Consider the following 25,014-nt stretch of genomic DNA (forward strand, 5'->3'; position numbering starts at 1 on the left):
CCCGAGCCTTCAGTTGGTCACGGCGCGCTCCTGCCTCCTGGCGGCCTCCCCGCGCCTCCGGCGCGGTCTTCCCACCCATTGGCGCCTTTCAGGGGCGGGCGCGAGTGGAAAGGCCGGGGGCGCAGAGCGCCGCGGCGGGGGCGGCGCTCCGCCGGAAGTCCGCGCTGCGTTCGCGGCGCACCCGCCCTCGCCGCACCCGCACCCGCTCCCGCCGTCCCCTCCGGAGGAGGACCACCCCGTGACCCGCACCGTCCACCCCATCGAAGAGAAGTCGTTCCGCATCCTGCGGTCGCGGCTCGACACCAGCCACTTGCCGCCGCTCACCCGGGCCGTCGTCGAGCGGGTCATCCACTCGAGCGCCGATCTCGAGTACGCCACGGACCTGGTCTGCGACGAGCGATCCCTCGAGGCCGCGCATGCCGCACTGCACGCCGGGGCCCCGGTCGTCGCCGACGTCGAGATGGTGGCGGCGGGCATCACCTCCCGTAAGGCGGTCTGCCGACTGGGCGAGGCGAAGTCCGGCCCCGGTCTTACGCGATCCGCCCACGCCGTGCGCCTGGCGTACGAGAGGGTGGGACCCGGGGCGCTCTGGGTGATCGGCTGTGCCCCGACGGCCCTCGAGGAGCTGCTCGTGCTCGGCGCCGACCCCGCGCTGGTCATCGGCCTGCCGGTCGGTTTCGTCGGGGCGGCGGAAAGCAAGGCGGCCCTGCGTGCGAGTGGTCTGCCCGCCGTCAGTAACGTCTCGGAGAAGGGTGGTTCCGCGGTCGCGGCGGCCGCCCTCAATGCGCTGCTGTACACAGAACCCACCAGATCGGTCAGCCCCGTCCCTACGACCACCCGTAAGACCACCCGCGCCGCCACCCCCCGCACCACAACCACCCGCACCACCCCCCGCACGACCAAGGAGAACTCGTGACCACCCCGCCCGCGCTGCTCATCGCCGGCCACGGAACCCGTGACGAAGCGGGGGCCGAGGCCTTCCGCGACTTTGTACGCGAGCTGGGCCGGCGCAACCCCGGACTGCCCGTCGCGGGCGGGTTCATCGAGCTGTCCCCGCCGCCGCTGGCGGACGCGGTGGCCGAGCTCGTCGAGCAGGGCGTGCACCACTTCGCGGCCGTGCCGCTGATGCTGGTGTCGGCCGGGCACGCGAAGGGTGACATCCCGGCCGCGCTCGCCCGTGAGAAGGAGCGGCACCCCGCGATCTCGTACCAGTACGGCCGCCCGCTCGGCCCGCACCCGAGCCTGCTGAAGGTCCTGGAGCGGCGGCTCGACGAGGCACTGGGCGCGCAGCCGCGTACGCCCGCGGACCGGGCGGAGACGACCGTACTGCTGGTGGGCCGCGGCTCGACCGACCCGGACGCCAATGCCGAGGTGCACAAGGCCGCCCGACTCCTCTGGGAAGGCCGCGGCTTCGCGGGCGTGGAGACCGCCTTCGTGTCGCTGGCCGCGCCCGACGTGCCGTCAGGGCTCGACCGCTGCAAGAAGCTCGGCGCGCGCCGCATCGTCGTGCTGCCGTACTTCCTGTTCACCGGCATCCTGCCCGACCGGGTGCGGATGCAGACGGAGGGCTGGGCGTCGGCGCACCCCGAGATCGAGGTGCTGTCGGCCGATGTCATCGGGCCGACGGACGAGTTGCTGGAGCTGGTCATGGAGCGCTACCGGGAGGCGGTCGAGGGCAACCTGCGGATGAACTGCGACTCCTGCGTCTACCGCATCGCCCTGCCCGGCTTCGAGGACAAGGTGGGCCTGCCGCAGCAGCCGCACCACCACCCCGACGACCCGTCCGGCGACGGTCACGTCCACGGAGAACACGGGCATGCGCACGGGCACGGACATGGCACCCAGCACCATCACCACGACGGCCATGCCCACGCCCACTGACCCGCACCGGGTGCGGGCGGACGCGCCCGCACCCGACTTGCGCCATCACGGCGACGCGGAAATACGGGATGCCGGCGCCGGACTGACCGATCTCGCGGTCAACGTCCGGGCCGGCACCCCACCGGCCTGGCTCAAGGCCCGGATCGCCTCGTCTCTGGACGAGCTCGCCGTCTATCCGGACCCGAGGTCGGCGCGCCAGGCCGTGGCCGTACGGCATGGGCTGCCGGTGGACCGTGTGCTGCTTACGGCCGGGGCTGCGGAGGCGTTCGTGCTGGTGGCACGGGCCTTCCGGACCCGGAGGCCGGTGGTCGTGCACCCGCAGTTCACAGAGCCGGAGGCCGCCCTGCGGGATGCGGGCCACCGGGTGGAGCGGGTGCTCCTGGACGTGCGGGACGGCTTCCGGCTGCGCCCGGACACGGTCCCGGAGGATGCCGACCTCGTCGTGGTCGGCAACCCCACCAACCCCACCTCCGTACTGCACCCGGCGGACGAACTCGCCCGGCTGGCCCGCCCCGGGCGCGTCCTCGTCGTGGACGAGGCCTTCATCGACGCGGTGCCGGGCGAGCGCGAGTCCCTGGCCTCGCGCGCGGACCTGCCGGGCCTGGTCGTGCTGCGCAGCCTCACCAAGACCTGGGGCCTGGCGGGGCTGCGCATCGGCTACGTCCTGGCCGAACCCGAGCTGATCGCCGCACTGGAGCGGAACCAGCCGCTGTGGCCGGTGTCCGCTCCCGCGCTGACCGCCGCGGAGGCGTGCAGTGCGCCCCCGGCGCTCGCCGAGGCCGCGCACGCCGCGCACCGCATCGCCGCCGACCGCGCCCATCTGCTGTCCCGGCTGGCCGAGTTCGATGGCCTGTACGCGTGCGAGCCCGCCGCCGGGCCGTTCGTCCTGATACGGCTGGCGGGCGCGGATGACGTACGGAACCGGTTGCGCGAGGTGGGGTTCGCGGTCCGCCGCGGCGACACGTTCCCGGGCCTGGGCCCCGACTGGCTGCGGGTGGCCGTGCGCGACCGCGACACGACCGACCGTTTCGCCGAGGCCCTGGCGAAGGTCCTCGCCCAACGCTGAGCGGAGGCGCGGCCCGGGTCCCTGTCCCGGAGGGACCCGGCCCCGGGCTCGAGACCCGGGCCGGGACGGGGACCCGGGCCGAGACGGGGTCCCGGCCCGGGCCGCGAACCCGGCCGTCCGACACCGGATCGGGCCCAGCGGCATCAGCTCCGGCGGCGCCGGCGGGTCAGAATCAGCGCCCCGCCGCCCGCGGCGATCAGTACGGCCGCGCCGCCCGCGAGATACGGCGTCGTGGAACTGCCGCCGGTCTCCGCGAGGTTGTCCTTCTCCTTGACCTCGCTGGTCTGGGTGCTGACGCCGGGCTTCTCCTCCTGCGGCTTCTCGTCCCCGGGCTGCGGCTCCTCGGGCTTCGGCTCCTGCGGCTGCTCCTCACCGGGAGCGGCGGCGGGGCTCTCGCAGGTGGCCTGGACGAGCGTGACCCGGCCGTCGACCTCGGCGACGTTCTGCTTCAGCGGGTCGACGGAGACCGACAGTTCCAGGGCTGTGGCCGCGGCCGTACGCGAAGTGGTCGCGGTCTTCGACAGGTCGAGCTGCACCTCGCCCACGTTGGGCACATCGACCCTGGTCGTGCCGGACGCCTTGAGCGTGACCTTCTTGCCGAGCACGAGCACGGTGCCGAGCACGTTCGACTCCGCCGTGGGCTGCTTACCGGCCTCGCACACCGCCTTCGACGTGACCTGCTGGACCTCGATCAGCGACAGCAGTGGCAGACCCGGCACATGGACCTTGGCGTGGACGAGATTGGCGTAGCCCTCGGCCTTGTGCCGGTCCGTCGTAGCGCGGGCGGTGGCAACATCGGCGCGCAGCACGCTGACCGGCCTGCCCTGGTCGACTCCGTCGAGCGTCACGGACAGCGCGGTCTTCTCGGCGCTCTCGGGCGCGCGCACCTCGTTGAGCGAGGCGTTCAGCGGGACGTTGGCCGTCTTGTTTTGCAAGTTGACGTCCAGACCGGTGCGGAGCACGACCGCACCGGCCTTTCCGTCGCCGCCGTCCCCGTCGGTGGCGTGCGCGGGCACGGCGCCGAGAAGGGCCGCGGGGCCTGCGGCCAGGGCGGTGGCGGTCAGCACGGCGGCGGCACGGCGCACGGGCATGCTGAAGGCAGAGCTGTTCACGGTGAGAAAACCCCCACAAGAGACATGGAGCCGACGGCGCCGCCAATGGGGGACACCAAGAGCGCCGACGGCCTCGGTGCCCGCCATCTTCACGCACTGAGGGTGAACAGGCACGCACCTGACGTGAGTTCATCCCAAAGGGTGGTTTCCGTACCTCGTATTCGAATCCGAGGACACAGACGTTCCCGTGCGTCACCCCTGCAACACAAACCGGACCCCGGGCCGCAAACAAGAAAAACGACGCGCGCCCCAGCCGAGTAACGCTCTGTCAACCGCCCGTCGGGCCCCCGGACCCGGCCCCGGAGACCCTCGACCCGGCCCCCGGACCCGCCCGGCCCCCGACCCACGAACTGACCCTGACCCCCGCCCTCCCCGAGACCCCTCAGCTGATCACTCGCCCCCGCAGCACGATGTGCCGCGGAGCGGTCAGTACCCGTACGTCCGCCCGCGGGTCGGTCTCGTAAACCACGAGGTCGGCCGGTGCCCCCTCGGTCAGCCCTGGCCGTCCCAGCCACTCCCTGGCGCCCCAGGTCGCCGCCGACAGCGCCGCGGTGACCGGAATACCGGCCTTGACGAGCTCCTCGACCTCGGATCCGACGAGGCCGTGCGGGAGCGAGCCGCCCGCGTCCGTGCCCGTGTAGACCGGGATCCCGGCGTCGTACGCGGCGCGCACGGTGTCGTAGCGGCGGGCGTGGAGCTGCCGCATGTGGTCGGCCCAGCGCGGGTACTTCGCCGCGCCGCCGTCCGCGAGCGCGGGGAACGTGGCGATGTTGACGAGGGTCGGGACGATCGCGACGCCCCGCTCCGCGAACAGCGGAATGGTCTCCTCGGTCAGCCCCGTGGCGTGCTCGATGCAGTCGATGCCCGCCTCCACCAGGTCGGCGAGGGACTCCTCGGCGAAGCAGTGCGCGGTGACCCGGGCGCCGAGCCGGTGGGCCTCGGCGATGGCCGCCTCAACCGCCCCGCGCGGCCAGCAGGCGCTCAGGTCACCGGTGCCGCGGTCGATCCAGTCCCCCACGAGCTTGACCCAGCCGTCGCCGCGGCGGGCCTCCTGCGCGACGTAGGCGACCAGGTCCTCCGGCTCGATCTCGTGCGCGTAGTTGCGGATGTAACGCCTGGTGCGGGCGATGTGGCGCCCGGCACGGATGATGCGCGGAAGGTCCTCGCGGTTGTCGATCCAGTGGGTGTCGGCGGGGGATCCGGCGTCGCGCAGCAGAAGGGCGCCCGCATCCCGGTCGGTCAACGCCTGCTTCTCGCTGGTCGATTCGTCGACGGCGCCATGGGCGTCCAGGCCGACGTGACAGTGTGCGTCGACCAGCCCCGGCAGTACCCAGCCTGAAGTCGCCCGTACTTCCCGCGCGCGGGTGGGCCGCTCGTACGAGACCCTCCCGTCCACGACCCACAGCTCGTCCCGGACCTCTTCGGGGCCGACCAGAACCCGCCCCTTGATGTGCAGCACCGCGCTCTCACTCATGGCACGCACTGTACGAGCCCCCTGCCCGGCGCGGCACCAGGCCACCGGGCCACCGGGCCACCGGGCCACCGGGGCGCTGGGCGGCGCTGGGCGGCGCTGAGTCACCGGCGCTGGGCCACCAGTCCACCGGGTCTTCCCCGCAACCGGAAATCCGGATATCTTCTCCGGACGCTATTCCAATTCCTCAGAAGCGTAGCTTCCCGTATTCTTCTGCCCGCTTTTCCGCAACCCAAACACCAAACTTCCACTAGCGTGAAGCACCGTAATTCGGGCGGATCTCGCAGCCGTTACAGACGCGTGACACACTTCACAAGGTGTCCGCTTCGTCCCAGAATTACAGGGCAAACCGCCACGATTCGCAACTGCTCAGCGCGCACGCGCGCCCCCGCGCGATACCACAGACCGGCGCGTAGCGGAACCCCGCCTGGCGATGCATTTTCCAATTGCACTGGGTAAATTGAATCTGCATGACCGCCGCACAAGCAGACCTTGCAGGCGCCCATAGTGAATTCCTCGAAATGCCGGAGGGGATCGTGATCGACACCCCGCGGGTCGAGGACGGAGCCGCGATCTGGCGCATCGCCCGTGACTCCCAGGTGCTCGACCTCAACTCCTCGTACAGCTACCTCCTGTGGTGTCGCGACTTCGCGGCCACGTCGGTGGTGGCCCGTGGCGAGGGTGACGAACCCGTCGGGTTCGTCACCGGCTACATACGTCCCGAGCGCCCGCAGACCCTCGTCGTCTGGCAGGTCGCCGTCGATCACGCGCAGCGCGGCCGCGGTCTGGCCGCCGCGCTTCTCGACGGGCTGACCGCCCGGGTCACCCAGCAGCTGGGCGTGCGCCGCGTCGAGACCACGATCACGCCCGACAACACCGCGTCGAACCGCCTGTTCACCTCGTATGCAGAGCGGCACGGCGCCCAGGTCGACCGCGAGGTGCTGTTCGACGGCGGGCTGTTCCCCGACGGCGGCCACGAGCCCGAGGTGCTGTACCGGATCGGCCCCATCGCGGCTCCAGCGCCCCAGCGCTGACCTCCCCCGGACTTCCCGACCCCAGACTTCCGAGCCATCCCGAGACTTCTTCTTCTCCCCCACTCATCTCCCAGGAGCATGCTGTGACCATCACCCAGCCCGACCTGAGTGTCTTCGAGACCCTGGAGTCGGAGGTGCGCAGCTACTGCCGCGGCTGGCCCACCGTCTTCGACCGCGCACAGGGCAGCTACATGTACGACGAGGACGGCCACACGTACCTCGACTTCTTCGCCGGCGCGGGGTCCCTCAACTACGGCCACAACAACCCGGTGCTGAAACGCGCTCTGATCGACTACATCGAGCGCGACGGCGTCACCCACGGCCTGGACATGTCCACCACGGCCAAGCGGGCCTTCCTCGAGGCCTTCCAGAACATCATCCTGCGGCCGCGGGACCTCCCGTACAAGGTCATGTTCCCCGGCCCGACCGGCACCAACGCCGTCGAGTCGGCGCTGAAGCTGGCCCGTAAGGTCAAGGGCCGCGAGGCGATCGTCTCGTTCACCAACGCCTTCCACGGCATGTCGCTCGGCTCGCTCGCCGTCACCGGCAACGCCTTCAAGCGCGCGGGCGCCGGCATCCCGCTGGTGCACGGCACCCCGATGCCGTTCGACCACTACCTCGACGGCCAGGTGCCGGACTTCCTGTGGTTCGAGCGCCTGCTGGAGGACCAGGGCTCCGGCCTGAACCAGCCGGCCGCCGTCATCGTCGAGACGGTCCAGGGCGAGGGCGGCATCAACGTCGCACGCGCGGAGTGGCTGCGCGAGCTGGCCGACCTGTGCGAGCGCCGCGACATGCTGCTGATCGTCGATGACATCCAGATGGGCTGCGGCCGCACCGGCGCCTTCTTCTCCTTCGAGGAGGCGGGCATCGTGCCGGACATCGTGACCGTCTCGAAGTCCATCAGCGGCTACGGGCTGCCGATGGCGCTCACCCTGTTCAAGCCGGAGCTGGACATCTGGGAGCCGGGCGAGCACAACGGCACCTTCCGCGGCAACAACCCGGCCTTCGTCACGGCCGCCGCGACCCTGGACACGTACTGGGCCGACGGCCAGATGGAGAAGCAGACCCTCGCCCGCGGCGAGCAGGTCGAGCAGGCCCTGCGCGCCATCGTCGACGAACTCCCGGAGGAGGCCGAGTACCGCGGCCGGGGCCTGGTCTGGGGCATCGAGTTCGCCGACAAGGAGCGCGCGAGCGCCATCGCGGCCCGCGCCTTCGAACTCGGCCTGCTCATCGAGACCTCGGGTCCCGAGAGCGAGGTCGTCAAGCTGCTCCCCGCGCTGACCATCAGCCCGGAGGAGCTGGACGAGGGGCTGCGCACCCTCGCCCGTGCGGTGCGCGAGACGGCCTGACGGCCCTTGGCCGGCGGCCAGGTAACGCCGTCCTTGACCGCCGGCCCCGTACCGCCGACCGTAGAGACAGAAAGGCACCATCACCGTGATCGTCCGGTCCTTCAAGGACATCGAGGGCACCGACCGGCATGTCAAGTCCGCGTCGGGCACCTGGGAGAGCAAGCGCATCATCCTCGCCAAGGAGCGCGTCGGCTTCTCCCTGCACGAGACCGTCCTGTACGCGGGTACGGAGACCTCCATGTGGTACGCCAACCACATCGAGGCCGTGGTCTGCGTCGAGGGCGAGGCCGAGCTCACCAACGACGAGACCGGCGAGAAGCACATCATCACGCCGGGCACCATGTACCTGCTCGACGGGCACGAGAAGCACACGATGCGGATCAAGCAGGACTTCCGCTGCATCTGTGTCTTCAACCCGCCGGTCACGGGCCGCGAGGACCACGACGAGAACGGTGTGTACCCGCTGCTCACCGAGCCCGCGGACAACTGAACTTCCCCTTGGGGAACCGAGAGATCCCCCATGGGGAGCAGAAAGACAGGGCCGGTACGAGAGGAGAAGGAGCACCACCATGACCATCGCACCCGAGCGAACGGCCGATCTCTATCCGACGCGTGGCGCGACAGAGGTCAGCACCCCGCGTCTGGACCCGGTCGTCTGGTCGGAGCCGGGGGCCCCTGGCCCCATCCAGCCGTCCGAGCTGCGCGACTTCGACCACGACGGCTTCCTCGCGATCGATCAGCTGATCACCCCCGACGAGGTCGCGACGTACGCCGCCGAGCTCAACCGGCTGATCTCCGACCCCGCCATCCGGGCCGACGAGCGCTCCATCATCGAGCCGAAGTCGCAGGATGTGCGGTCGGTCTTCGAGGTGCACAGGATCAGCGAGGTGTTCGCGGAGCTCGTGCGCGACCCGAGGGTGGTCGGCCGGGCCCGCCAGATCCTCGGCTCCGACGTGTACGTCCACCAGAGCCGGATCAACGTCAAGCCGGGCTTCGGAGCCTCGGGCTTCTACTGGCACTCGGACTTCGAGACCTGGCACGCCGAGGACGGCCTGCCCCGGATGCGCACGGTGTCCGTCTCGATCGCGCTGACCGAGAACTACGACACCAACGGCGGCTTGATGATCATGCCCGGGTCGCACCGGACGTTCCTCGGCTGCGCGGGGGCCACGCCGAAGGACAACTACAAGAAGTCGCTGCAGATGCAGGACGCGGGCACGCCGTCGGACGAGGCGCTGACGGGCTTCGCGAGCCGGCACGGCATCAAGCTGTTCACGGGCAAGGCGGGCTCCGCGACCTGGTTCGACTGCAACTGCATGCACGGCTCGGGCGACAACATCACGCCCTTCCCGCGCAGCAACGTCTTCATCGTCTTCAACAGCGTGGAGAACGAGGCCGTGGAGCCGTTCGCGGCGCCGATCCGGCGCCCGGAGTTCATCGGCGCGCGCGACTTCACGCCCGTGAAGTGACGGTGAAGTGAGCGCGACGTGGTGATTGCGGTGACTGCGGTGACCGCGAAGTGAGGCCATAGCGCCACAGCGCCACAGCGCCGCGTGGAACGCGGGAGCCCCGTCCGGCCGTGGGTGCGTCAGCCGGACGGGGCTCCCGTTCGTTCAGGGGCGCTCTTGCTCTTTCACGGGCGGACGCCGGACAGCACGTCGAGCAGACGGTCCACGTCCGCCGAGGTGTTGTAGAGGTGGAAGGCGGCGCGGAGGTTCCCGGCGCGGGCGGAGACGTACACCCCGGCCTCGGCGAGACGCTCCGCGGCGTGGCCGAGGCCGGGCACCGCGACGATCGGCGACCCCGGCGCCGGCACGGGCTCGTGCCCGAGCCCCAGTCCGAGTCCGGCGAGGCCGGTGCGGAACCGGTCGGCGAGAGCCGCGTCGTGGGCGTGAATCGTCTCCGGCCCGAGCTCCTCGACGAGCTCGAGGGAGTGCCGGGCGGCCACGTACGAGAAAGGGCTGGGGCTCTCGTCGAAGCGGCGGGCGGATTGGGCGAGTTGCCCGACTGGTCCGTAGCAGCTGTCCCAGGGCTCCTCACCCGCGACCCACCCCGCGAAGACGGGCGTGAGCCCGCCGAGGTCCTCGGGGACGGTGAGGAAGGTGACGCCCCGCGGGCACATCAGCCACTTGAAGGCCACGGCCACGGTGTAGTCGAAGTCAGCGGCGGTGAGCGGCAGCCAGCCCGCCGCCTGGGAGGCGTCGACGAGCGTACGGGCCCCGTGGGCACGGGCCGCGGTCCGTACGGCCTCCAGGTCCGCGATCCGGCCGTCCGCCGACTGGGCGGCGCTGACGGCGACGAGCGCGGTGGACGGGCGTACGGCATCGGCCAGGTCCTCGAGCGGCGCGCTGCGCACGGTGAGGTCGCGGCGGACGACGAAGGGGTTGACGAGGGAGCTGAAGTCGCCGTCGGCGACGAGGACTTCCGCGCCGGAGGGCAGCGAGGTCGCGATCAGCCCGGCGTACACGGCGACCGAGGCCCCGGCGGCCACGCGGGTGACCGGCACCCCGGCGAGGCGGGCGTACGTGGCGCGGGAGGCCTCGACAGCCTCGAAGCCCTCCTGCGGCTTGCCCGCGGCCGCGTCCTCGACGGCGGCGCGCATGGCGGTGACGGAACGGGCGGGGATGAGCCCGCTGGAGGCGGTGTTGAGATACGTCGTCTGCGGCGCGAACTCGGCGCCGCCGAGGCTCTTCTCCATGCCCCTCACTATGGGCCCCGGCGATCTCCCCGTCCATCGCTCATCTTTGACGGAATTCCCCAAGCGATGCTTATGCATGGGGTCTGACCTGCGGGGCAGCCGGGAGGAGCCGGACCAGCCGGCGCAGCAGCCGTACGTACGGACTCCAGCGGGCGGGGCTCGCGACGTCGCCCGTGCAGGCGCGCGCGGCGCGGTCGAGGCCGTCCTCGATGACGGCGTCGTGGAGGGGGCGGTAGAGCAGCGGCCAGGTGAGGCGGGCTGGGCCACGCGCGGTCATGGCGAGCGTGTGGCGCAGGACTGCCGTGCTGCCCTCCTGGCCGGGGTGGACGCTGTACGAGTGGAAGCCGTGGAAGCCCCGCGGCCCGCTGAAGGCGAAGCGCACCCACTGGCCGGGCGCATAGGCCGTGACCTCATAGCCCCCGGCGCACCGGCAGCACCGCAGAGGCGCGGCCGTGCGCCGGGGCGCGGCCGTGCCCCGCTGGCCCGTGTTCTGGCGGCCGCCGCGTCAGGGCTCTTGGTGGCCGTTTACGCGGCGCGGGAGGCCCAGCGGGTTGGTGTCGCGGAGTTCCGGAGGGAGCAGTGCCTCAGGCGTGGCCTGGAAGGTGACCGGGCGCAGCCAGCGCTCGATCGCCGTGCCGCCGACTGACGTGGACGTCGAAGTCGTCGCCGGGTACGGCCCGCCGTGGTGCTGGGCAGGGGCCACGGCGACGCCCGTCGGCCAGCCGTTGACCAGTACCCGCCCGGCGAGCGGCGTGAGTTCGGCCAGCAGCCGCGCCGCCAGTCCGTCGCCCTCCCCCGCCTCGCCCGCTCCGAGGTGAACGGTCGCGGTGAGATTGCCCGGCAGCCGTCCGAGGACCGCCGTGATCTCGGCCTCGTCCTCGTACCGCGCGACGACCGTCACAGGCCCGAAGCACTCCTCCAGCAGCAGCCCATGCTCGCCCCCATCGGCGAGCCGCCCCGCCGGGACGGTGAGGAAGCCCGCGGCCACGGCATTCTCGCCGGTCTCGCCTGGCGTGACCGGGCTCTCGACACCCGTGAGCGCCGTCCGCGCCCGTACGCCCGCCACGAACGCGTCCCGCATCCGCGCGTCGAGCAGCACGCCCTCCGTGGTGTCGCTGACGGCCTTGGTCAGGGCCTTGACCACCCGGTCCCCCGCCGCGCCCGCGGGCGCGAGTACCAGCCCGGGCTTGGTGCAGAACTGGCCCGCGCCGAGCGTCATCGACCCGGCGAGATCCGCGCCGATCTCCTCCGCGCGCTCCTGCGCCGCGGCCTCCGTGACGACGACCGGGTTGAGGCTGCCCAGCTCGCCGTGGAAGGGGATGGGCACCGGGCGGGCGGCGGCCGCGTCGAAAAGCGCGCGCCCGCCGCGAATCGAACCGGTGAATCCGGCCGCGGAGATCAGCGGGTGCCGCACCAGCTCGACGCCCGCCTCGAAGCCGTGCACCAGACCCACCACGCCCTCCGGCAGGCCGTGCCGCCCCGCGGCCATGCGCAGCAGGGCGGCGCACAGCTCGGAGGTGCCGGGGTGGTCGGGGTGCGCCTTGACGACGACCGGGCAGCCCGCGGCGAGCGCACTCGCCGTGTCGCCGCCGGGGACGGAGAAGGCGAGCGGGAAGTTGCTGGCGGAGTAGACGGCGACGACGCCGAGCGGCACCTTGTAACGCCGCAGGTCGGGCCGGGGGACGGGGCCCGCGGAAAGAGGTGCGCGCGAAGCGCTCGTTGGAGGGGTGGTGGCGGGCGACGGGTGGGAGTGGTCGATGACGATGTCGAGGAACGCGCCCTCGTCCACGACGTCCGCGAACGCGCGCAGCTGGTACGTCGTACGGGCCAGCTCGCCCGTGAGCCGGCCGGGCCCGAGTGCGGTCTCCGCGTCGGCGGCCTCGATGACGTGGTCACCGGCCTCGTCGAGCAGGTCTGCGGCACTCCGCAGGAACGCTGCGCGCACGGCCCGGTCGGCGAGGGCTCCGCGCGCGGCGTGGGCAGCGCGCACCACCCGGTCGACCTCCTCCGCAGTGGCCTCGACCGCAACCTGCTCCCGCTGCTTCCCGGTTCGGGGGTCGACACTCCAGACTGGTGCTGCTGGTGCTGCCACCGCGGATCCTCCTGCTTGCCGCTCACAGGGCATTGTTCGATATGCTGAACATTGTCCCTGATGATGAACTCTTCCGGGACCCTATTTCCGGTCGAACGAAGGGGTCAAGGGCGATGCCGGTTGCGGAGTCGGGCGGGGCCCAGGTCAAGTCGGCGGTACGGACCGTGGAGTTGCTCGAGTTCTTCGCCGGGCGGCCGGGCATGCACAGCCTGGCCGCGGTCCAGGAGGCCGTCGGCTACCCGAAATCCAGCCTCTACATGCTGCTGCGCACCCTGGTGGAGCTGGGCTGGATCGAGACCGACGCGACCGGCACGCGCTACGGCATCGGCGTCCGCGCGCTGCTCGTCGGCACCTCGTACATCGACGGCGACGAGGTCGTGGCCGCCGCCCGCCCGACCCTGGACCGGCTCTCGGACGACACCACAGAGACCATCCACCTCGCCCGCCTCGACGGCACCAACGTCGTCTACCTCGCCACCCGGCAGTCGCAGCACTACCTGCGCCCCTTCACCCGCGTAGGCCGCCGCCTCCCGGCCCACTCCACCTCCCTCGGCAAGGCGCTCCTCGCGACCTACTCCGACGAGCAGGTGCGCAAGCTGCTCCCCGAGACGCTGAGCCCGCTCACCGAGAACACCATCACCGACCGCGAGAAGCTCATCGAGGAGCTGCGCGTGGTCCGCGAGCAGGGCTACGCGGTGGACCGCGAGGAGAACACGATCGGCCTGCGCTGCTTCGGCGTCGCGATCCCCTACCGGACGCCGGCCCGGGACGCGATCAGCTGCTCGGTGCCGGTCGCCCGGCTGACCCCGGCCCACGAGCAGACGATCAAGGACGCGCTGTTCGACGCCCGCGACCGGCTCACCCTCGCGACGCGCCGCCTCTGACGCCGCCTCTGACGCCGGCGCGGATGAGGCGCGCCTCCTCCGCTCGGCGGAGGCGGATCGCCGTACGGGCTGAGGCGCGGTCCGGGAGCCCGGCGGAACGCTGGTGGGCATGGCACAGACACCGCTCGCTTCCACCGCATCCGGCTCCCACGCCTCACAAGGCTCCCCCGCCTCGCCAGGCTCCCCCGGCTCCCCGGGCGACCCCGTACGCACGAGCATCGCCCGCCGGGCTCTCCGTACGGCCGCCATCGCCGCCTGCCTCCCGTATCTCTCGCTCAAGATCGCTTGGATCTCCGGCAGTCACCTCGGCATCCCCGAGGGCAGCTCGCTGCGCAACGCCGGGACCGGCATGGCCCTCGCCAACGGCCTCACCGTCCTCATGGACGGCTGCGTGATCGTGCTCGCGCTGCTGCTCACCCGGCCGTGGGGGCAGCGGACCCCGGCCTGGCTGCTGCTCCTGCCCGTGTGGGTCGGCACCGGGCTGCTCGTGCCGATCATGACCGGATATCCGCTCCAGCTGCTGGTCAAGGCACTTGGCGGATCCGTGAACACGGGCACGGCCACCGCTACGGGCGCCAAGGACCCGTTCCTCGACGAGTGGGTCTTCGGGGTCGTCTACGGCGGCTTCATCGTCCAAGGACTCGCTCTGGGCGCCCTGTTCGTGCTGTACGCGCGGGACCGCTGGGGCCATCTGTGGCGCGGCCCGCTCGGGGACCTGCCCGCGAGCCCAACCCGGCCCGCACAGCAGGCCGCCGCCGTCGCCGCCGCGCTGCTCGCCCTGCTGCCCCTGACCATGCACCTGCTGTGGGCCTGCGGCTCGAACGCCGGGCTCAGCGAGTCCCGGGCCGGGGAGAGGGCGAGCGACTTCTACGCCCTGGAAGCGGTCTTCGTCCTCTTCGCGCTCGGCACGGTCGCGGGCACGCTCATGCTCGCCTTCCGCCTCGGGCGCACCGTACCGCTGCGCGTGCCCCTGGCCCTGGCATGGACCGGATCCAGCGCGCTCGCCTGCTGGGGCGGCTGGCTGACGCTCTCCGCGGCGGTCGCGGACGACCCGGCGAAGGAGGTCCCGTACGCCATGAGCCTGACCTACGCTGTCCAGGTGATCGTCGGGATGCTGGTCGCCACCATCGGCGCCTACTTCCTCGCCGAGGGCGCGGGCGGACGCGGAGGCGAGGGCGGAGGCCAACGACAGGGCCAACGCGGAGGCCCGCGCGGCGGCGAAGGCAGGGGCCGGCGCGGAGGCCGGCGCGGCTTCGAGCGCGCCGCGGCCGCGCAGCGCCGCACGCCGTGAGCGCTCTGCGCCGGACGGCCCGCGCCTTGATCGGGCGGCGTGCCCGGCTGCGCTGGATCCATCTGGTGCTCGGCGGGGCGTTGTTGATGCCGTACTTCCTGCTGGCGAGCGTTGCCGTGGGCCCGCTCGCCCCGGACCGGAACGTCTTCACCGCCCTGCCGCTGCAGCTCGCCGCATACGCCCTGGCGCTGCCGGTCGCCGCGCTGACCGCCTTCTTCCCGCTCGTACGGCCGCTGTCGGTGGCCGCGGTCCGGGCGCTGTGCGGTGTCCCGGCGGAGAGCCTGGCGGGCGGACCGGCGCAGTCACGCGCGGCACGGATCCGCACCGCGGTCTGGTACACCCTGCATCTCGCGCTCGGCGGGGTGATCAGCGGAGCCACCCTGGCCGTACCGCCGTTCTCCGCCGTCCTGGTGGTGCTGCCGCTCTTCGCCGGGCTGCGCGACTCCCGGCTGGGCGTCCCCGAGGTCTTCGACGGCGCGGGCCTGGCGCTCGCGCCGGTCGCGGGCGTCGCCGTACTGATCGCGCTGGCGGCCGTGGCCGCGGCTGCCGGGGCGCTGCTGGCCCGCTGCGCGCCCGCGCTGCTCGGCCCCACGCCCGCCGACCGGCTCGCCGTCGCCGAGGAGCGGGCCGCCGCGCTGGCGCAACGGAACCGGGTCGCCCGCGAACTGCACGACTCCGTGGGCCACGCGCTCAGCGCGGTGAGCCTTCAGGCGAGCGCGGCGCGCAAAGTCCTGGACGCAGACCCGGAGTTCGCCCGGGAAGCGCTGGCCGCCATCGAGGAGACCGCGCGGCGTACAGTCGGCGAGCTCGACACCGTACTGGGCCTGCTGCGCGAGGGGGAGGACCGCGGGGGCGAGGACGACGAGGGCGCGCGGGCTCCCGGACCCACGCTCGCCGAGCTCGGCGGGCTGCTGGACCGGACGCGCGCGGCGGGAGCCGCCGTCGAGCCGACCACGCTCGGGGAGCTGGGCGGGCTGCCCGACGTGGTGTCCCGCGAGGCGTACCGGATCGTGCAGGAGGGGCTCGGCAATGCGCTGCGGCACGCGGGGCAGGTGCCGGTGCGGCTGCGGATCGCCCTGGACGAGGGGGAGTTGGAGATCAGGATGGAGAACCCGGTGGTGGCACGGCGGGATGAGGCGGGGCGCGCTGAGGCCGACCGCGCAAAGGCCGACCGCAGCGCAAAGACCGGGCGCTCAGAGGGGGGCGGTGGACGCGGCCTGCGCGGCATTGCCGAGCGAGCCGCGCTCCTGCACGGCAGCTCGTCGGCCGGGGAGGACGGTGGCGTGTGGCGCCTCACCGTACGGCTGCCCGTGGAGGCCGCCCGGTGACGCTGCGGATCGTGCTCGCCGACGACGAGCGGATGGTGCGGACCGCGCTCCGGGCGATCCTGGAGGCCGAGCCCGGTCTCACGGTCGTCGGAGAGGCGGCGACCGGCGCCGAAGCCGTACCGCTGATCCGCGAACTGCGCCCGGACGTCGTGCTGATGGACGTACGGATGCCGGAGATCGACGGCATCCGCGCCACTGAGCAGCTGCTCGGGTCGATGCCGGAGCCCCCGCGCATCATCGTGGTGACGACCTTCGAGAACGACTCCTACGTCTACGAAGCGCTGCGCGCAGGTGCCAGCGGCTTCCTGCTCAAGCGCTCGACCGCCGACGAACTCGTCCAGGGCGTACGGCTGGTGGCCCGCAGCGACTCGCTGCTCTTCCCCGCCGCCGTCCGCTCCCTGGCCGCCGAGCACGCGACCGCCGTCGGCCCGCGCCAGGCACCGCCCTGGCTCGCCCGGCTCACGGAGCGTGAGGAGGCGGTGCTGCGGCTGATGGCCTCGGGGCTGTCGAACGCGGAGATCTCCGAGCGACTGCGGGTCGGCCCGGCGACCGCCAAGACCCATGTGGCGGCGGTGCTCGCCAAGCTCGGCGTCCGCGACCGCACCCAGGCGGTGATCGCCGCCTACGAGTCCGGCTTCGTACGGCCCCGATGAGCGGTCTCCGGCGCCGCAACGCCAACCCGCCCGAACAACCCGCCCGGACCACCCGCCCCAACGGCCGCCCGAACATGAAGACTTCCTGAGAAGAGCCTCATGCGGGAACGCCCGGCTCTGCCCGGTTCGTCTTCTCCATGATGAACAAGACGATCAGGCGCGCCGCGGCCTTCTGCCTGCTGCTGGCCTTCGCCGTGCTCCTGCGGGCCACGTGGGTGCAGGCTGTCCAGGCCCGGGCGCTCGCGGACAGCTCCGACAACCGGCGGAAGGTCATCGCGCAGTACGCGCAGCCGCTCGGGGACATCATCGTGGCCGGAGAGCCGGTCACCGGGTCGAGGAGGACGGAGAGCGGAGACCTCGCCTACGCGCGCACGTACACCGACGGAGAGCTGTACGCGCCGGTGACCGGCTACAGCTCCCAGGTCTACGGCGCGACGCAGCTCGAGGGCGTCTACCAGGACGTCCTGGACGGCACCGACACCCGGCTGAAGAACCCGGCCGATGTGCCGACCGGCAAGGAGACCGAGCCGGGCGATGTCCTCACCACCATCGACCCGGCTGTGCAGAAGGCCGGTTCCGAGGCACTGGGCAGCAAGAAGGGCGCGGCTGTGGCGCTGGATCCCGCCACCGGCGCCGTCCTCGGCATGGTCAGCACGCCCGGCTACGACCCGGGGCGGATCACCGGCGGCTCGGCGGCGGACACGCGGGCGTGGCGGGAGCTGACGGAAGGCGAGGACAAGCCGATGCTCAATCGCGCGCTGCGGCAGACCTATCCGCCCGGCTCGGCCTTCAAGCTGGTGGTCGCGGCCGCGGCGCTGGAGGACGGGCTCTACGGGTCGGTGACCGAGCCCACCCGCAGCCCGGACCCGTACACCCTGCCGGGCTCCAGCAAGGTGCTGACGAACGAGAACCCCTCGGCGCCGTGCGAGAACGCGAGCATCCGCACCGGACTCCAGTACTCCTGCAACAACGTCTTCGCCAAGATGGCCGTCGACCTGGGGCAGGACAAGGCGAAGGCGATGGCGGAGAAGTTCGGCTTCAACACCGACAAGATGGACATACCCGTGCGGGCCGCCAAGAGCGTCTACCCGTCGGACATGGACAGGGCGCAGACGGCCCTCTCCGGTATCGGGCAGTTCGATGTGACCGCGACCCCGCTGCAGATGGCGATGGTGACCGTGGCCCTCGCGAACGGCGGCGAGCTGGCCGCGCCGCACATGGTGGACCGAGTGACGGACGGCGACGGGAACAGCCTGGAGGACCACTCCGGCCCCGAGACGTCCCGGGTCGTGAGCTCCGGCACCGCAGAGCAGCTGCGGGACGCGATGGTGACCGTCGTGGAGCGCGGCACCGGCAGCAACGCGCGGATCGGCGGCACCGAGGTCGGCGGCAAGACCGGCACGGCGCAGAACGGCGTCGACAACAGCCGGAAGCCGTATGCCTGGTTCGTCTCCTACGCGAAGGCGGACGACGGGAAGCAGGTGGCGGTCGCGGTGGTCGTCGAGGACTCGGACGCGGCCCGCTCGGAGGTCAGCGGCAACGGCCTGGCGGCCCCCATCGCCAGGAAGATGATGGAGGCCGCGCTGACCTAGGTTCGGCGGCCGGGGGGGATCAGCCCGTCACTTGACGCCGAGCAGTTGCTCGACCGGGTCGATCGCGAAGTAGACGGCGAAGAGCACAGACGTCCCCCACAGCAGCGGGTGCACCTGGCGCGCCTTGCCGAGCACCGTCTGGATGACGGCGTAGGCGAGGAATCCCGCGCCGATTCCGTTGGTGATGGAGTACGTGAACGGCATCACGGCGATCGTGAGGAACGCGGGGATCGCGATCTCGTACCGTTCCCAGTCGATGTGCCGGACCTGCGACATCAGCAGGAAGCCGACGACGACCAGCGCGGGGGCCGCGGCCTGGGCCGGGACGACGGTGGCGAGCGGCGTGAGAAAGAGCGCGCCCGCGAAGAGTGCGCCGGTGACGACGCTGGCGAATCCCGTACGGGCGCCCTCGCCGACACCCGCGGCCGACTCGATGTAGCTGGTGTTGGAGGACGCGGAGGCCGCACCACCCGCGACGGCCGCCGCGCCGTCGATGAGCAGCACCCGGCCGAGGTTCGGCACCTTGCCCTTGTCGTCGAGGAGCCCGGCCTCGTTGCTGATACCGACGACGGTGCCCATCGTGTCGAAGAAGTCGCTGAGCACGAGCGTGAAGACGAGCAGCACCAGCGTGATCAGGCCGATCTGCTCGAAGGCCCCGAAGAGGCTGAAGGATCCGATGAGCCCGAAGTCGGGGGCGGACACGATGTCGTCGGGCACGGTCGGCGCGGTGAGGCCCCAGGCGGCCGGCTTGATGGCCGCGATCTCGTTGATGACGATGGCGACGACCGTCATGGCGACGATGCCGAGGAGGATCGCGCCGCGCACCTTGCGGGCCACGAGCGCGACGGTCAGCAGCACGCCGAGACAGAAGACCAGCACGGGCCAGCCGGCCAGTCGGCCGCCGTCCCCGAGCTGGACCGGCACCGCGCCGGTCTCACCTGGGATACGGGTGGCGAAGCCCGCGTCGACAAAGCCGATGAAGCCGATGAAAAGGCCGATGCCGACACTGATCGCCTGCTTCAGCGGCTGCGGGATGGAGTGCATGACCGCCTCGCGCAGGCCCGTCACGACGAGCAGGCAGATGACGAGACCTTCCAGGACCACCAGCCCCATCGCGTCCTGCCAGCTCATCAGCGGTGCGAGCTGGAAGGCGACGACGGCGTTGAGCCCGAGTCCGGCGGCGATGGCCAGCGGAAGGTTGCCGCCGACACCCATGGCGACCGTCATCACGGCCGCCACCAGCGCCGTCGCGGTGACCAGTTGCGGCCCCGACAGGTGGTGACCGAACTTGTCGGTCGCGCCACCCAGGATGATCGGGTTCAGCACCAGGATGTACGCCATGGTGAAGAACGTGGCGAAGCCGCCGCGTATCTCGCGAGCGAAGGTGGATCCGCGCTCGCTGATCCGGAACCAGCGGTCGACCGGCCCCGAGGCGGGGGCCGGCGGCGCTGCGGGCTTGTCGGTGACCTGTCCGGACATGGCACTCCTCGGCGGACGGGCGGGCGGGGTAGCTGGATTGTTCCCGCAGTTGGACCGTTTCAGGTTGTCAACGTGTTACGGAACGACCATCAACCCCATCACGCCACCTCAGCCGCTTCAGCCTCCCTCGGCCCGCCGCACCCCTCGTCACCCCGCGTGCGGCTGAGCACCTCGCCCGGCCGGGGCACCGGGCAGGTCGGGCCGACGCCGCGGACCCGGCCGGGTCGGGCCGCGGGCGGGCGGGGGCGGGCCCCCTCGCCGTCGGCCCCCGGCGCTGTCAGGGGCGTGTCAGGCGAGGATCGACTCGACCATGTCGAGGTCGGCGTTGGATGCCAGTCCGGCGTGGTAGAGGCGGAGTTCGGTCGCGCCGAGTACGCGGGCGTGGGCCGCGTCGACCGCCAGCGTTGCCGGGCTGCCGCCCATCCCGGTGACGACGGTGAAGTTCGCGGCGAGAGTGGTGCGTTCGGTCGCCTGTGCCGCGAAGGGGGCGAGTACGGCAGTCCGTTCTGCCGGCGGCCCCGTGCAGGGGAGTACGGCCCCGTCGGCGTGGGCCAGAAGGCTCGACGGGTCGGTGCCGGCGTTGGCGCCGCAGCGGTGGACGGCCGGGTCGGCGTGCAGCAGTACACGGAACTCCGGCCCGGCCGCCTCCCGTACCGCCGCGACGGCGCCCCTCTGGAAGTCGTCGGCCATCCTCCCGCGCCACGCGCGCGTGGCGGCGGCCAGGTCCGTCCCGAGACGTTCCTCGACCTCGGCCCACTCCCCTGCCCGGTCGCCCGGCCCGGGGCCCGGTTCCCCCGACCACAGCGGCGCCAGCGCCCGTACGACGGCCGCCCGCAGCTCGTCCGGGTCCGCGCCTGCCGCCGCGTACCCCTCCCGGCACACCGCACAGAAGCAGAGCGACATCAGGTACTGGCCCGCGCCGCCCAGCCGCACCCCGGCGGTCTTGTCGTGGGCGTGCAGGTGAGCGAGGCCGTACCAGCCGCAGGACTCCAGCTCCGTCCCGCTCGTGCCGGACCGTACGGCGGCCTCCGCGGCGAGCGTGACGGCGTACTCCCGCACCTCGGGGCGGGCGATGCAGGGCGCCCAGGGGTAGCGGTCGCCGTAGACGTTGCGCACGGAGGTGTCCGGATGCTCGGCGCCGAGCCGGGAGTTGTGGGCGAGGACCACCCAGGAGTGGACCTCGAGCCCTTCGTCCGCGAGGGCTGCTGCGGCCTCGCCGTACGGGTCGGGGCCCGGCACCCAGCTCTGCTCGTACGGGCGCAGCGTCCGGCCCGCCCAGCGCGCCCGGTCCGGCGGGTAGAGCACGGCCGCGTGCTCGGCGGTGACGATCCGGTGGCGGGGGTGGCGCGGTGTCAGGGCGCGGGTGGAGTGGTAGGCGGAGGCGAGGGTGACCTGCCGGACGCCGAGGCGCGCGATGCGGCGCGCGGCGTGCGGGTCGCCGACGACGTCCCAGGGGTAGAGGAAGGCGGAGGCTCGCACATCGGCTCCCGAAGCTCTCGGAGGCGGGTCAGCGGAGGTCGGTCAGTGGTGGCCCAGTCGGTGGAGGTCACGCTCGGTCAGGGACAGTCGGATGGGGCTCGAAGGCTGCCCGGACCGCGCTCAAGTGGAATCAGAGGCCGGTCAGTCGGCGGCCGGCAGAGCCAGGCCGTGCTCGATCAGCTCGGCCAGCGCCTTGATGTGAGCGGGGCTCGGCTCACTGAGCGGGGGCCTGACCTCGCCGACATCGGGGCCGCGCAGCCGGACTCCCGCCTTCACGAGCGAGACCGCGTAACCGCGGCCCTGCCGGCGCAGCTCGACGAGCGGCCGGTAGAAGCCGTCCAGCAGGCGGTTGACCGTCTCGTCGTCGCCGGAGTTCAGCGCCTTGTGGAAGGCGAGGGCGATCTCGGGGACGAAGCAGAAGACGGCCGAGGAATAGAGCAGGACGCCGATGCCGCGGTAGGCGAGGCAGGTGAGCTCGGCGGTGGGCAGGCCATTGAAGTAAAGGAAGTCCCGGCCGGGCAGCTCGGTGCGGACGGCGCTCATGATGCGCTGCATGAGGTCAAGGTCGCCGAGGCCGTCCTTGAGGCCGATGATCCGCGGGATACGGGCGAGTTCGACGACCGTCTCCGGCTCGAAGACGGCGTTGTCGCGCTGATAGACGATCAGGTCGAGGGAGGTGGCGTCGGCGAGCGCGGCGTAATGGCGCAGCAGGCCACGCTGGTCGGGCACGACGAGATACGGCGGCATGGCGAGCAGCCCGTCCGCGCCCGCCACCTCCGCGATGCGCGCGTACGTGACGGCGAGCGCGGTCCCGTAGCCCGCGCCCGCGACGACGGGCACACGGCCGCCCGCCTCCTCGACCGCGGTGTGGACGCAGAGCCGGAACTCCTCGGTGTCGAGCGCGTGGAACTCGCCGGTGCCGCAGCAGACGAAGACGGCTGCGGCACCCGCGTCGATGCCGTTACGGATGTGGGTGCGGAGGACGTCGAGGTCGAGCCCGCCGTCGGGTCCGAAGGGGGTCACGGGGAAGAAGAGCAGGCCGTCGAGGCGCTCGGCGAGTGAGGCTGAGGTCACGGACTCTCCCTGGAGTGCGGCCATGCAGGGCGTACGGCACTCGTACATGTTTCTGATTGACATCCATATCCCTGAACATCGCCACGCTATGGCAGCGCGCTCCCGCAGGTCAAGGCCCAATATCCCCAGCCCGAAGGGGATTTCCCGGAGCCGGAGGCGCCCTTGACGAAGATCGGCAGCGCTCCTTACGTTGTCCATTGTCCATGCACATGAATTGTGTTTACGGATGGGGCCGTGGATGGCCCGCACAGAGCCCGCCGGGCCCGCCGAGTCCGCTGAACCTCCGAGCCCACTGCGTCCGCTGAGTCCAGGCACGAAACCGAGCCGCCCGAGGAGAGACCTTCGATGCCCGCTCCCCGCACCGTTCTGCTCACCGGCGCCGCCGGCGGCCTCGGCACCCTGATGCGGCAGCGGCTCCCGGCGTACGGCTACCGGCTGCGCCTCTTCGACCTCGTCCCGGTCGAGGGCGAGCCCGGCGCGATCACCGCCGACCTGGCCGACACGGACGCGCTGTGCGAGGCCGTGCGCGGCGTCGACGCGATCATCCACCTCGCCGGCATCTCCCTGGAGTCCACCTTCGACAAGATCCTGCACTCCAACCTCCAGGGCACGTACAACCTGTACGAGGCCGCGCGCACCGCGGGGGGCGTGCGCCGGATCGTCTTCGCCTCCAGCAACCACGCAGTGGGCTTCACCCCGCGCCCCGCGGAGGGCGACCCGCTCATCCCCATCGACACCCCGCACCGCCCCGACACCCTCTACGGCCTCTCCAAGTGCTTCGGCGAGGACCTCGCCTCCCTCTACTGGGACCTGCACGGCCTGGAGACCGTCTCGATCCGCATCGGCTCCTGCTTTCCCGAGCCGACCTCGGTCCGGATGCTCTCGGTCTGGATGAGCCCCGACGACGGTGCCCGGCTGCTGCACGCCGCGCTCACCGCCGAGGACGTGGGCCACACGGTCGTCTACGGCAGCTCGGCGAACACCCGGCTGTGGTGGGACCTGTCGAGCGCGCGCGCCCTGGGGTACGAGCCGCAGGACGACTCCGAGCCGTACGCGGCGAAGCTCATCGCGGAACAGGGCGAACTGGACCCCGCCAACCCGGACCACGCCCACCTGGGCGGCCACTTCTGCACCCGCCCGCCCATCTGGCCGCACTGATCCGGAGGTAATGGAACTGCAAAGCGGGGCCGCTCGTTACCCGAGGCATGACGGCAATGACCCCTGGTTCGAACATCCCGCTGCCCGTCGCGCGTGTGACGGTGGACGTCGCCGCACCCGTGCGGCTCGATGTGTCGGGCCTGCTGCTCTCCGGCTCCGGCAAGGTGCGCTCCGACGACGACTTCATCTTCTACAACCAGTCGGCGGGCCCCGGTGTCAGCTACCGCTCGGGCGGCGGCACGGCACCCGACGCGATCACCGTGGACACCGCGGCCGTGCCCGCCGACATCGAGAAGATCGTGATTACCGCGAGCCCCGACGCGGCAGGCCAGACCTTCTCCGGCATCGAGCCGACCGCGACCATCCGCAACGCGGACGACGGCAGCGCGATCGCCACCTTCACACCGCCGCGGCTGGGCAGCGAGACGGCGCTGGTCGTCGTCGAGGTGTACCGGCGCGGCGGAGCGTGGAAGGCCCGCGCCGTCGGGCAGGGGTACGCCAACGGGCTCGCAGGGATCGCGACCGACTTCGGCGTGACCGTCGAAGAGCCCGCCGCCACGCCCGCAGCACCGGCCGCCCCCGCAGCGTCGGCCCCCGCCACACCTGCAGCACCGGCCGCACCCACCTCACCCCCGGCCCCGCCCGCTCCCCAGCAGCCGCCCGCGCAGCCCACCGCTCCTCCCCCGCAGCCCGCGGCTGCTCCGGCCGCTCCCGCCTCGTCCGCACCCGCGCCCGCGGCCGCCCCGGCCCCCGCCCCCGGTGCCGGGAAGATCAGCCTCGACAAGGGCCGGGTCAGCCTCCAGAAGAACCAGACCGTCTCCCTCGTGAAGGGCGGCCGCCCGTTCCTCACGTCCGTGAAGATGGGCCTGGGCTGGGAGCCCGCCTACCGCGGCAAGGACATCGACCTCGACGCATCCGTCATCGCGTACGGCCCCGACCGCAAGAAGATCGACGCGTGCTACTTCGGCAAGCTGGTCATTCTGGGCGGCGTCATCCAGCACTCCGGGGACAACCTCACCGGCGAGGGCGGCGGCGACGACGAGGTCATCACCGTCCACCTGGGCGACGTGCCGCCGAACGTCACAGGGCTGGTCTTCACCGTCAACTCCTTTTCCGGACAGCGGTTCACCGAGGTCGCGAAGGCGTACTGCCGCCTCCTGGACGCCGGTTCCGGCCAGGAACTCGTCCGATTCGACCTCACCGGAGCCGAGCCGCGCACGGGTGTCATGATGTGCAAGCTGATCCGCCAGTACTCCGGGGAGTGGGAGATGACGGCCCTGGGCGAATACGTTGATTCGCGCACCGTGCGTGGCATGGTGAAGCCGGGCGGGAAGGCTCTCTGATGAGGTGACAGCAACGAAGCGAGGGCCGCT

At 72.0% G+C, this 25,014-nt stretch carries 22 protein-coding genes; 14 read left to right on the plus strand and 8 right to left on the minus strand.

Annotation, left to right across the window (positions count from 1 at the left end):
- Positions 1–238: 238 nt before the first annotated feature.
- From ACTWP8_RS17985 to cobC, 3 genes are read left to right on the plus strand one after another with little or no spacing between them, the layout of a single operon-like run.
- Positions 239–916, plus strand: coding sequence for a precorrin-8X methylmutase (locus tag ACTWP8_RS17985; protein ID WP_443323148.1), 678 nt, complete (start codon positions 239–241; stop codon positions 914–916).
- On the plus strand, positions 913–1,881 hold the full coding sequence (locus ACTWP8_RS17990; RefSeq protein ID WP_443323149.1) for a sirohydrochlorin chelatase: 969 nt from the start codon (positions 913–915) through the stop codon (positions 1,879–1,881). Before ACTWP8_RS17985 ends, ACTWP8_RS17990 begins: the two co-directional genes overlap by 4 nt.
- Positions 1,865–2,947: an Rv2231c family pyridoxal phosphate-dependent protein CobC gene (gene cobC, locus ACTWP8_RS17995; RefSeq protein ID WP_443323242.1), complete on the plus strand. Its 1,083-nt coding sequence runs from the start codon at positions 1,865–1,867 to the stop codon at positions 2,945–2,947. The genes ACTWP8_RS17990 and cobC overlap by 17 nt, the downstream gene beginning before the upstream one ends.
- Positions 2,948–3,090: 143 nt before the next feature.
- Here the strand turns inward: cobC and ACTWP8_RS18000 are convergent, their stop codons facing one another.
- Positions 3,091–4,059 carry an SCO1860 family LAETG-anchored protein gene (locus tag ACTWP8_RS18000; protein ID WP_443323150.1) on the minus strand — a complete coding sequence of 323 codons (969 nt, stop codon included), beginning with the start codon at positions 4,057–4,059 and terminating at the stop codon, positions 3,091–3,093.
- A gap of 382 nt (positions 4,060–4,441) precedes the next feature.
- Positions 4,442–5,533 carry an amidohydrolase family protein gene (locus ACTWP8_RS18005; protein ID WP_443323151.1) on the minus strand — a complete coding sequence of 364 codons (1,092 nt, stop codon included), beginning with the start codon at positions 5,531–5,533 and terminating at the stop codon, positions 4,442–4,444.
- A gap of 467 nt (positions 5,534–6,000) precedes the next feature.
- On the opposite strand from ACTWP8_RS18005, the gene ectA reads away from it, so the two are divergent.
- The 4 genes from ectA (at position 6,001) to thpD (ending at position 9,382) form a co-directional block, all read left to right on the plus strand.
- Positions 6,001–6,564 (plus strand): diaminobutyrate acetyltransferase, encoded by a 564-nt coding sequence (gene ectA / locus ACTWP8_RS18010; protein WP_443323152.1) that lies wholly within the window; start codon positions 6,001–6,003, stop codon positions 6,562–6,564.
- Between the two features lie 83 nt (positions 6,565–6,647).
- A complete protein-coding gene (gene ectB, locus ACTWP8_RS18015; RefSeq protein WP_443323153.1) occupies positions 6,648–7,913 on the plus strand; it encodes a diaminobutyrate--2-oxoglutarate transaminase in 1,266 nt (421 codons plus the stop codon).
- Between the two features lie 85 nt (positions 7,914–7,998).
- On the plus strand, positions 7,999–8,403 hold the full coding sequence (locus tag ACTWP8_RS18020) for an ectoine synthase (RefSeq protein WP_443323154.1): 405 nt from the start codon (positions 7,999–8,001) through the stop codon (positions 8,401–8,403).
- A gap of 79 nt (positions 8,404–8,482) precedes the next feature.
- On the plus strand, positions 8,483–9,382 hold the full coding sequence (gene thpD / locus ACTWP8_RS18025; protein ID WP_443313571.1) for an ectoine hydroxylase: 900 nt from the start codon (positions 8,483–8,485) through the stop codon (positions 9,380–9,382).
- A gap of 164 nt (positions 9,383–9,546) precedes the next feature.
- On the opposite strand, the gene ACTWP8_RS18030 is transcribed toward thpD, so the two are convergent.
- The 3 genes from ACTWP8_RS18030 to ACTWP8_RS18040 all read right to left on the minus strand — a co-directional run bounded on the left by ACTWP8_RS18030 (position 9,547) and on the right by ACTWP8_RS18040 (position 12,703).
- The gene (locus tag ACTWP8_RS18030; protein WP_443323155.1) at positions 9,547–10,611 is read right to left on the minus strand and encodes an aminotransferase class V-fold PLP-dependent enzyme; all 1,065 of its coding nucleotides are present in this window, start codon (positions 10,609–10,611) and stop codon (positions 9,547–9,549) included.
- A gap of 70 nt (positions 10,612–10,681) precedes the next feature.
- Entirely contained in the window at positions 10,682–10,993 is a 312-nt protein-coding gene (locus ACTWP8_RS18035) for a hypothetical protein (RefSeq protein ID WP_443323156.1), read from the minus strand.
- Positions 10,994–11,116: 123 nt separating this feature from the next.
- Positions 11,117–12,703, minus strand: a complete 1,587-nt coding sequence (locus ACTWP8_RS18040) for an aldehyde dehydrogenase (NADP(+)) (RefSeq protein WP_443323157.1) — start codon at positions 12,701–12,703, stop codon at positions 11,117–11,119.
- A gap of 113 nt (positions 12,704–12,816) precedes the next feature.
- On the opposite strand from ACTWP8_RS18040, the gene ACTWP8_RS18045 reads away from it, so the two are divergent.
- From ACTWP8_RS18045 to ACTWP8_RS18065, 5 genes are all read left to right on the plus strand, one after another.
- Positions 12,817–13,587: an IclR family transcriptional regulator gene (locus tag ACTWP8_RS18045; protein WP_443313568.1), complete on the plus strand. Its 771-nt coding sequence runs from the start codon at positions 12,817–12,819 to the stop codon at positions 13,585–13,587.
- Between the two features lie 109 nt (positions 13,588–13,696).
- Positions 13,697–14,878 (plus strand): hypothetical protein, encoded by a 1,182-nt coding sequence (locus ACTWP8_RS18050; RefSeq protein ID WP_443323158.1) that lies wholly within the window; start codon positions 13,697–13,699, stop codon positions 14,876–14,878.
- Between the two features lie 5 nt (positions 14,879–14,883).
- Positions 14,884–16,206 (plus strand): sensor histidine kinase, encoded by a 1,323-nt coding sequence (locus ACTWP8_RS18055; RefSeq protein WP_443323243.1) that lies wholly within the window; start codon positions 14,884–14,886, stop codon positions 16,204–16,206.
- Between the two features lie 32 nt (positions 16,207–16,238).
- Positions 16,239–16,859 (plus strand): response regulator, encoded by a 621-nt coding sequence (locus ACTWP8_RS18060; RefSeq protein ID WP_443313651.1) that lies wholly within the window; start codon positions 16,239–16,241, stop codon positions 16,857–16,859.
- Positions 16,860–16,999: 140 nt separating this feature from the next.
- Positions 17,000–18,451 (plus strand): peptidoglycan D,D-transpeptidase FtsI family protein, encoded by a 1,452-nt coding sequence (locus ACTWP8_RS18065; RefSeq protein WP_443323244.1) that lies wholly within the window; start codon positions 17,000–17,002, stop codon positions 18,449–18,451.
- Between the two features lie 27 nt (positions 18,452–18,478).
- On the opposite strand, the gene ACTWP8_RS18070 is transcribed toward ACTWP8_RS18065, so the two are convergent.
- From ACTWP8_RS18070 to ACTWP8_RS18080, 3 genes are all read right to left on the minus strand, one after another.
- Complete coding sequence (locus ACTWP8_RS18070) at positions 18,479–19,930, minus strand: NCS2 family permease (protein ID WP_443323159.1); 1,452 nt, start codon at positions 19,928–19,930, stop codon at positions 18,479–18,481.
- Between the two features lie 288 nt (positions 19,931–20,218).
- The gene (locus ACTWP8_RS18075) at positions 20,219–21,409 is read right to left on the minus strand and encodes a hypothetical protein (RefSeq protein WP_443323160.1); all 1,191 of its coding nucleotides are present in this window, start codon (positions 21,407–21,409) and stop codon (positions 20,219–20,221) included.
- Between the two features lie 141 nt (positions 21,410–21,550).
- Positions 21,551–22,483, minus strand: coding sequence for a 5-dehydro-4-deoxyglucarate dehydratase (locus ACTWP8_RS18080; protein WP_443323161.1), 933 nt, complete (start codon positions 22,481–22,483; stop codon positions 21,551–21,553).
- 345 nt (positions 22,484–22,828) lie between these two features.
- Here ACTWP8_RS18080 and ACTWP8_RS18085 point away from each other — a divergent pair, with 345 nt between their 5' ends.
- Positions 22,829–23,641, plus strand: coding sequence for an NAD-dependent epimerase/dehydratase family protein (locus ACTWP8_RS18085; protein ID WP_443323162.1), 813 nt, complete (start codon positions 22,829–22,831; stop codon positions 23,639–23,641).
- Between the two features lie 56 nt (positions 23,642–23,697).
- Complete coding sequence (locus ACTWP8_RS18090; RefSeq protein ID WP_443323163.1) at positions 23,698–24,984, plus strand: TerD family protein; 1,287 nt, start codon at positions 23,698–23,700, stop codon at positions 24,982–24,984.
- The last annotated feature ends 30 nt before the right edge of the window (positions 24,985–25,014 follow it).

The sequence above is a fragment of the Streptomyces sp. 7N604 genome, from assembly GCF_052245475.1.
In the GTDB taxonomy this organism is placed as follows: Bacteria; Actinomycetota; Actinomycetes; order Streptomycetales; family Streptomycetaceae; genus Streptomyces.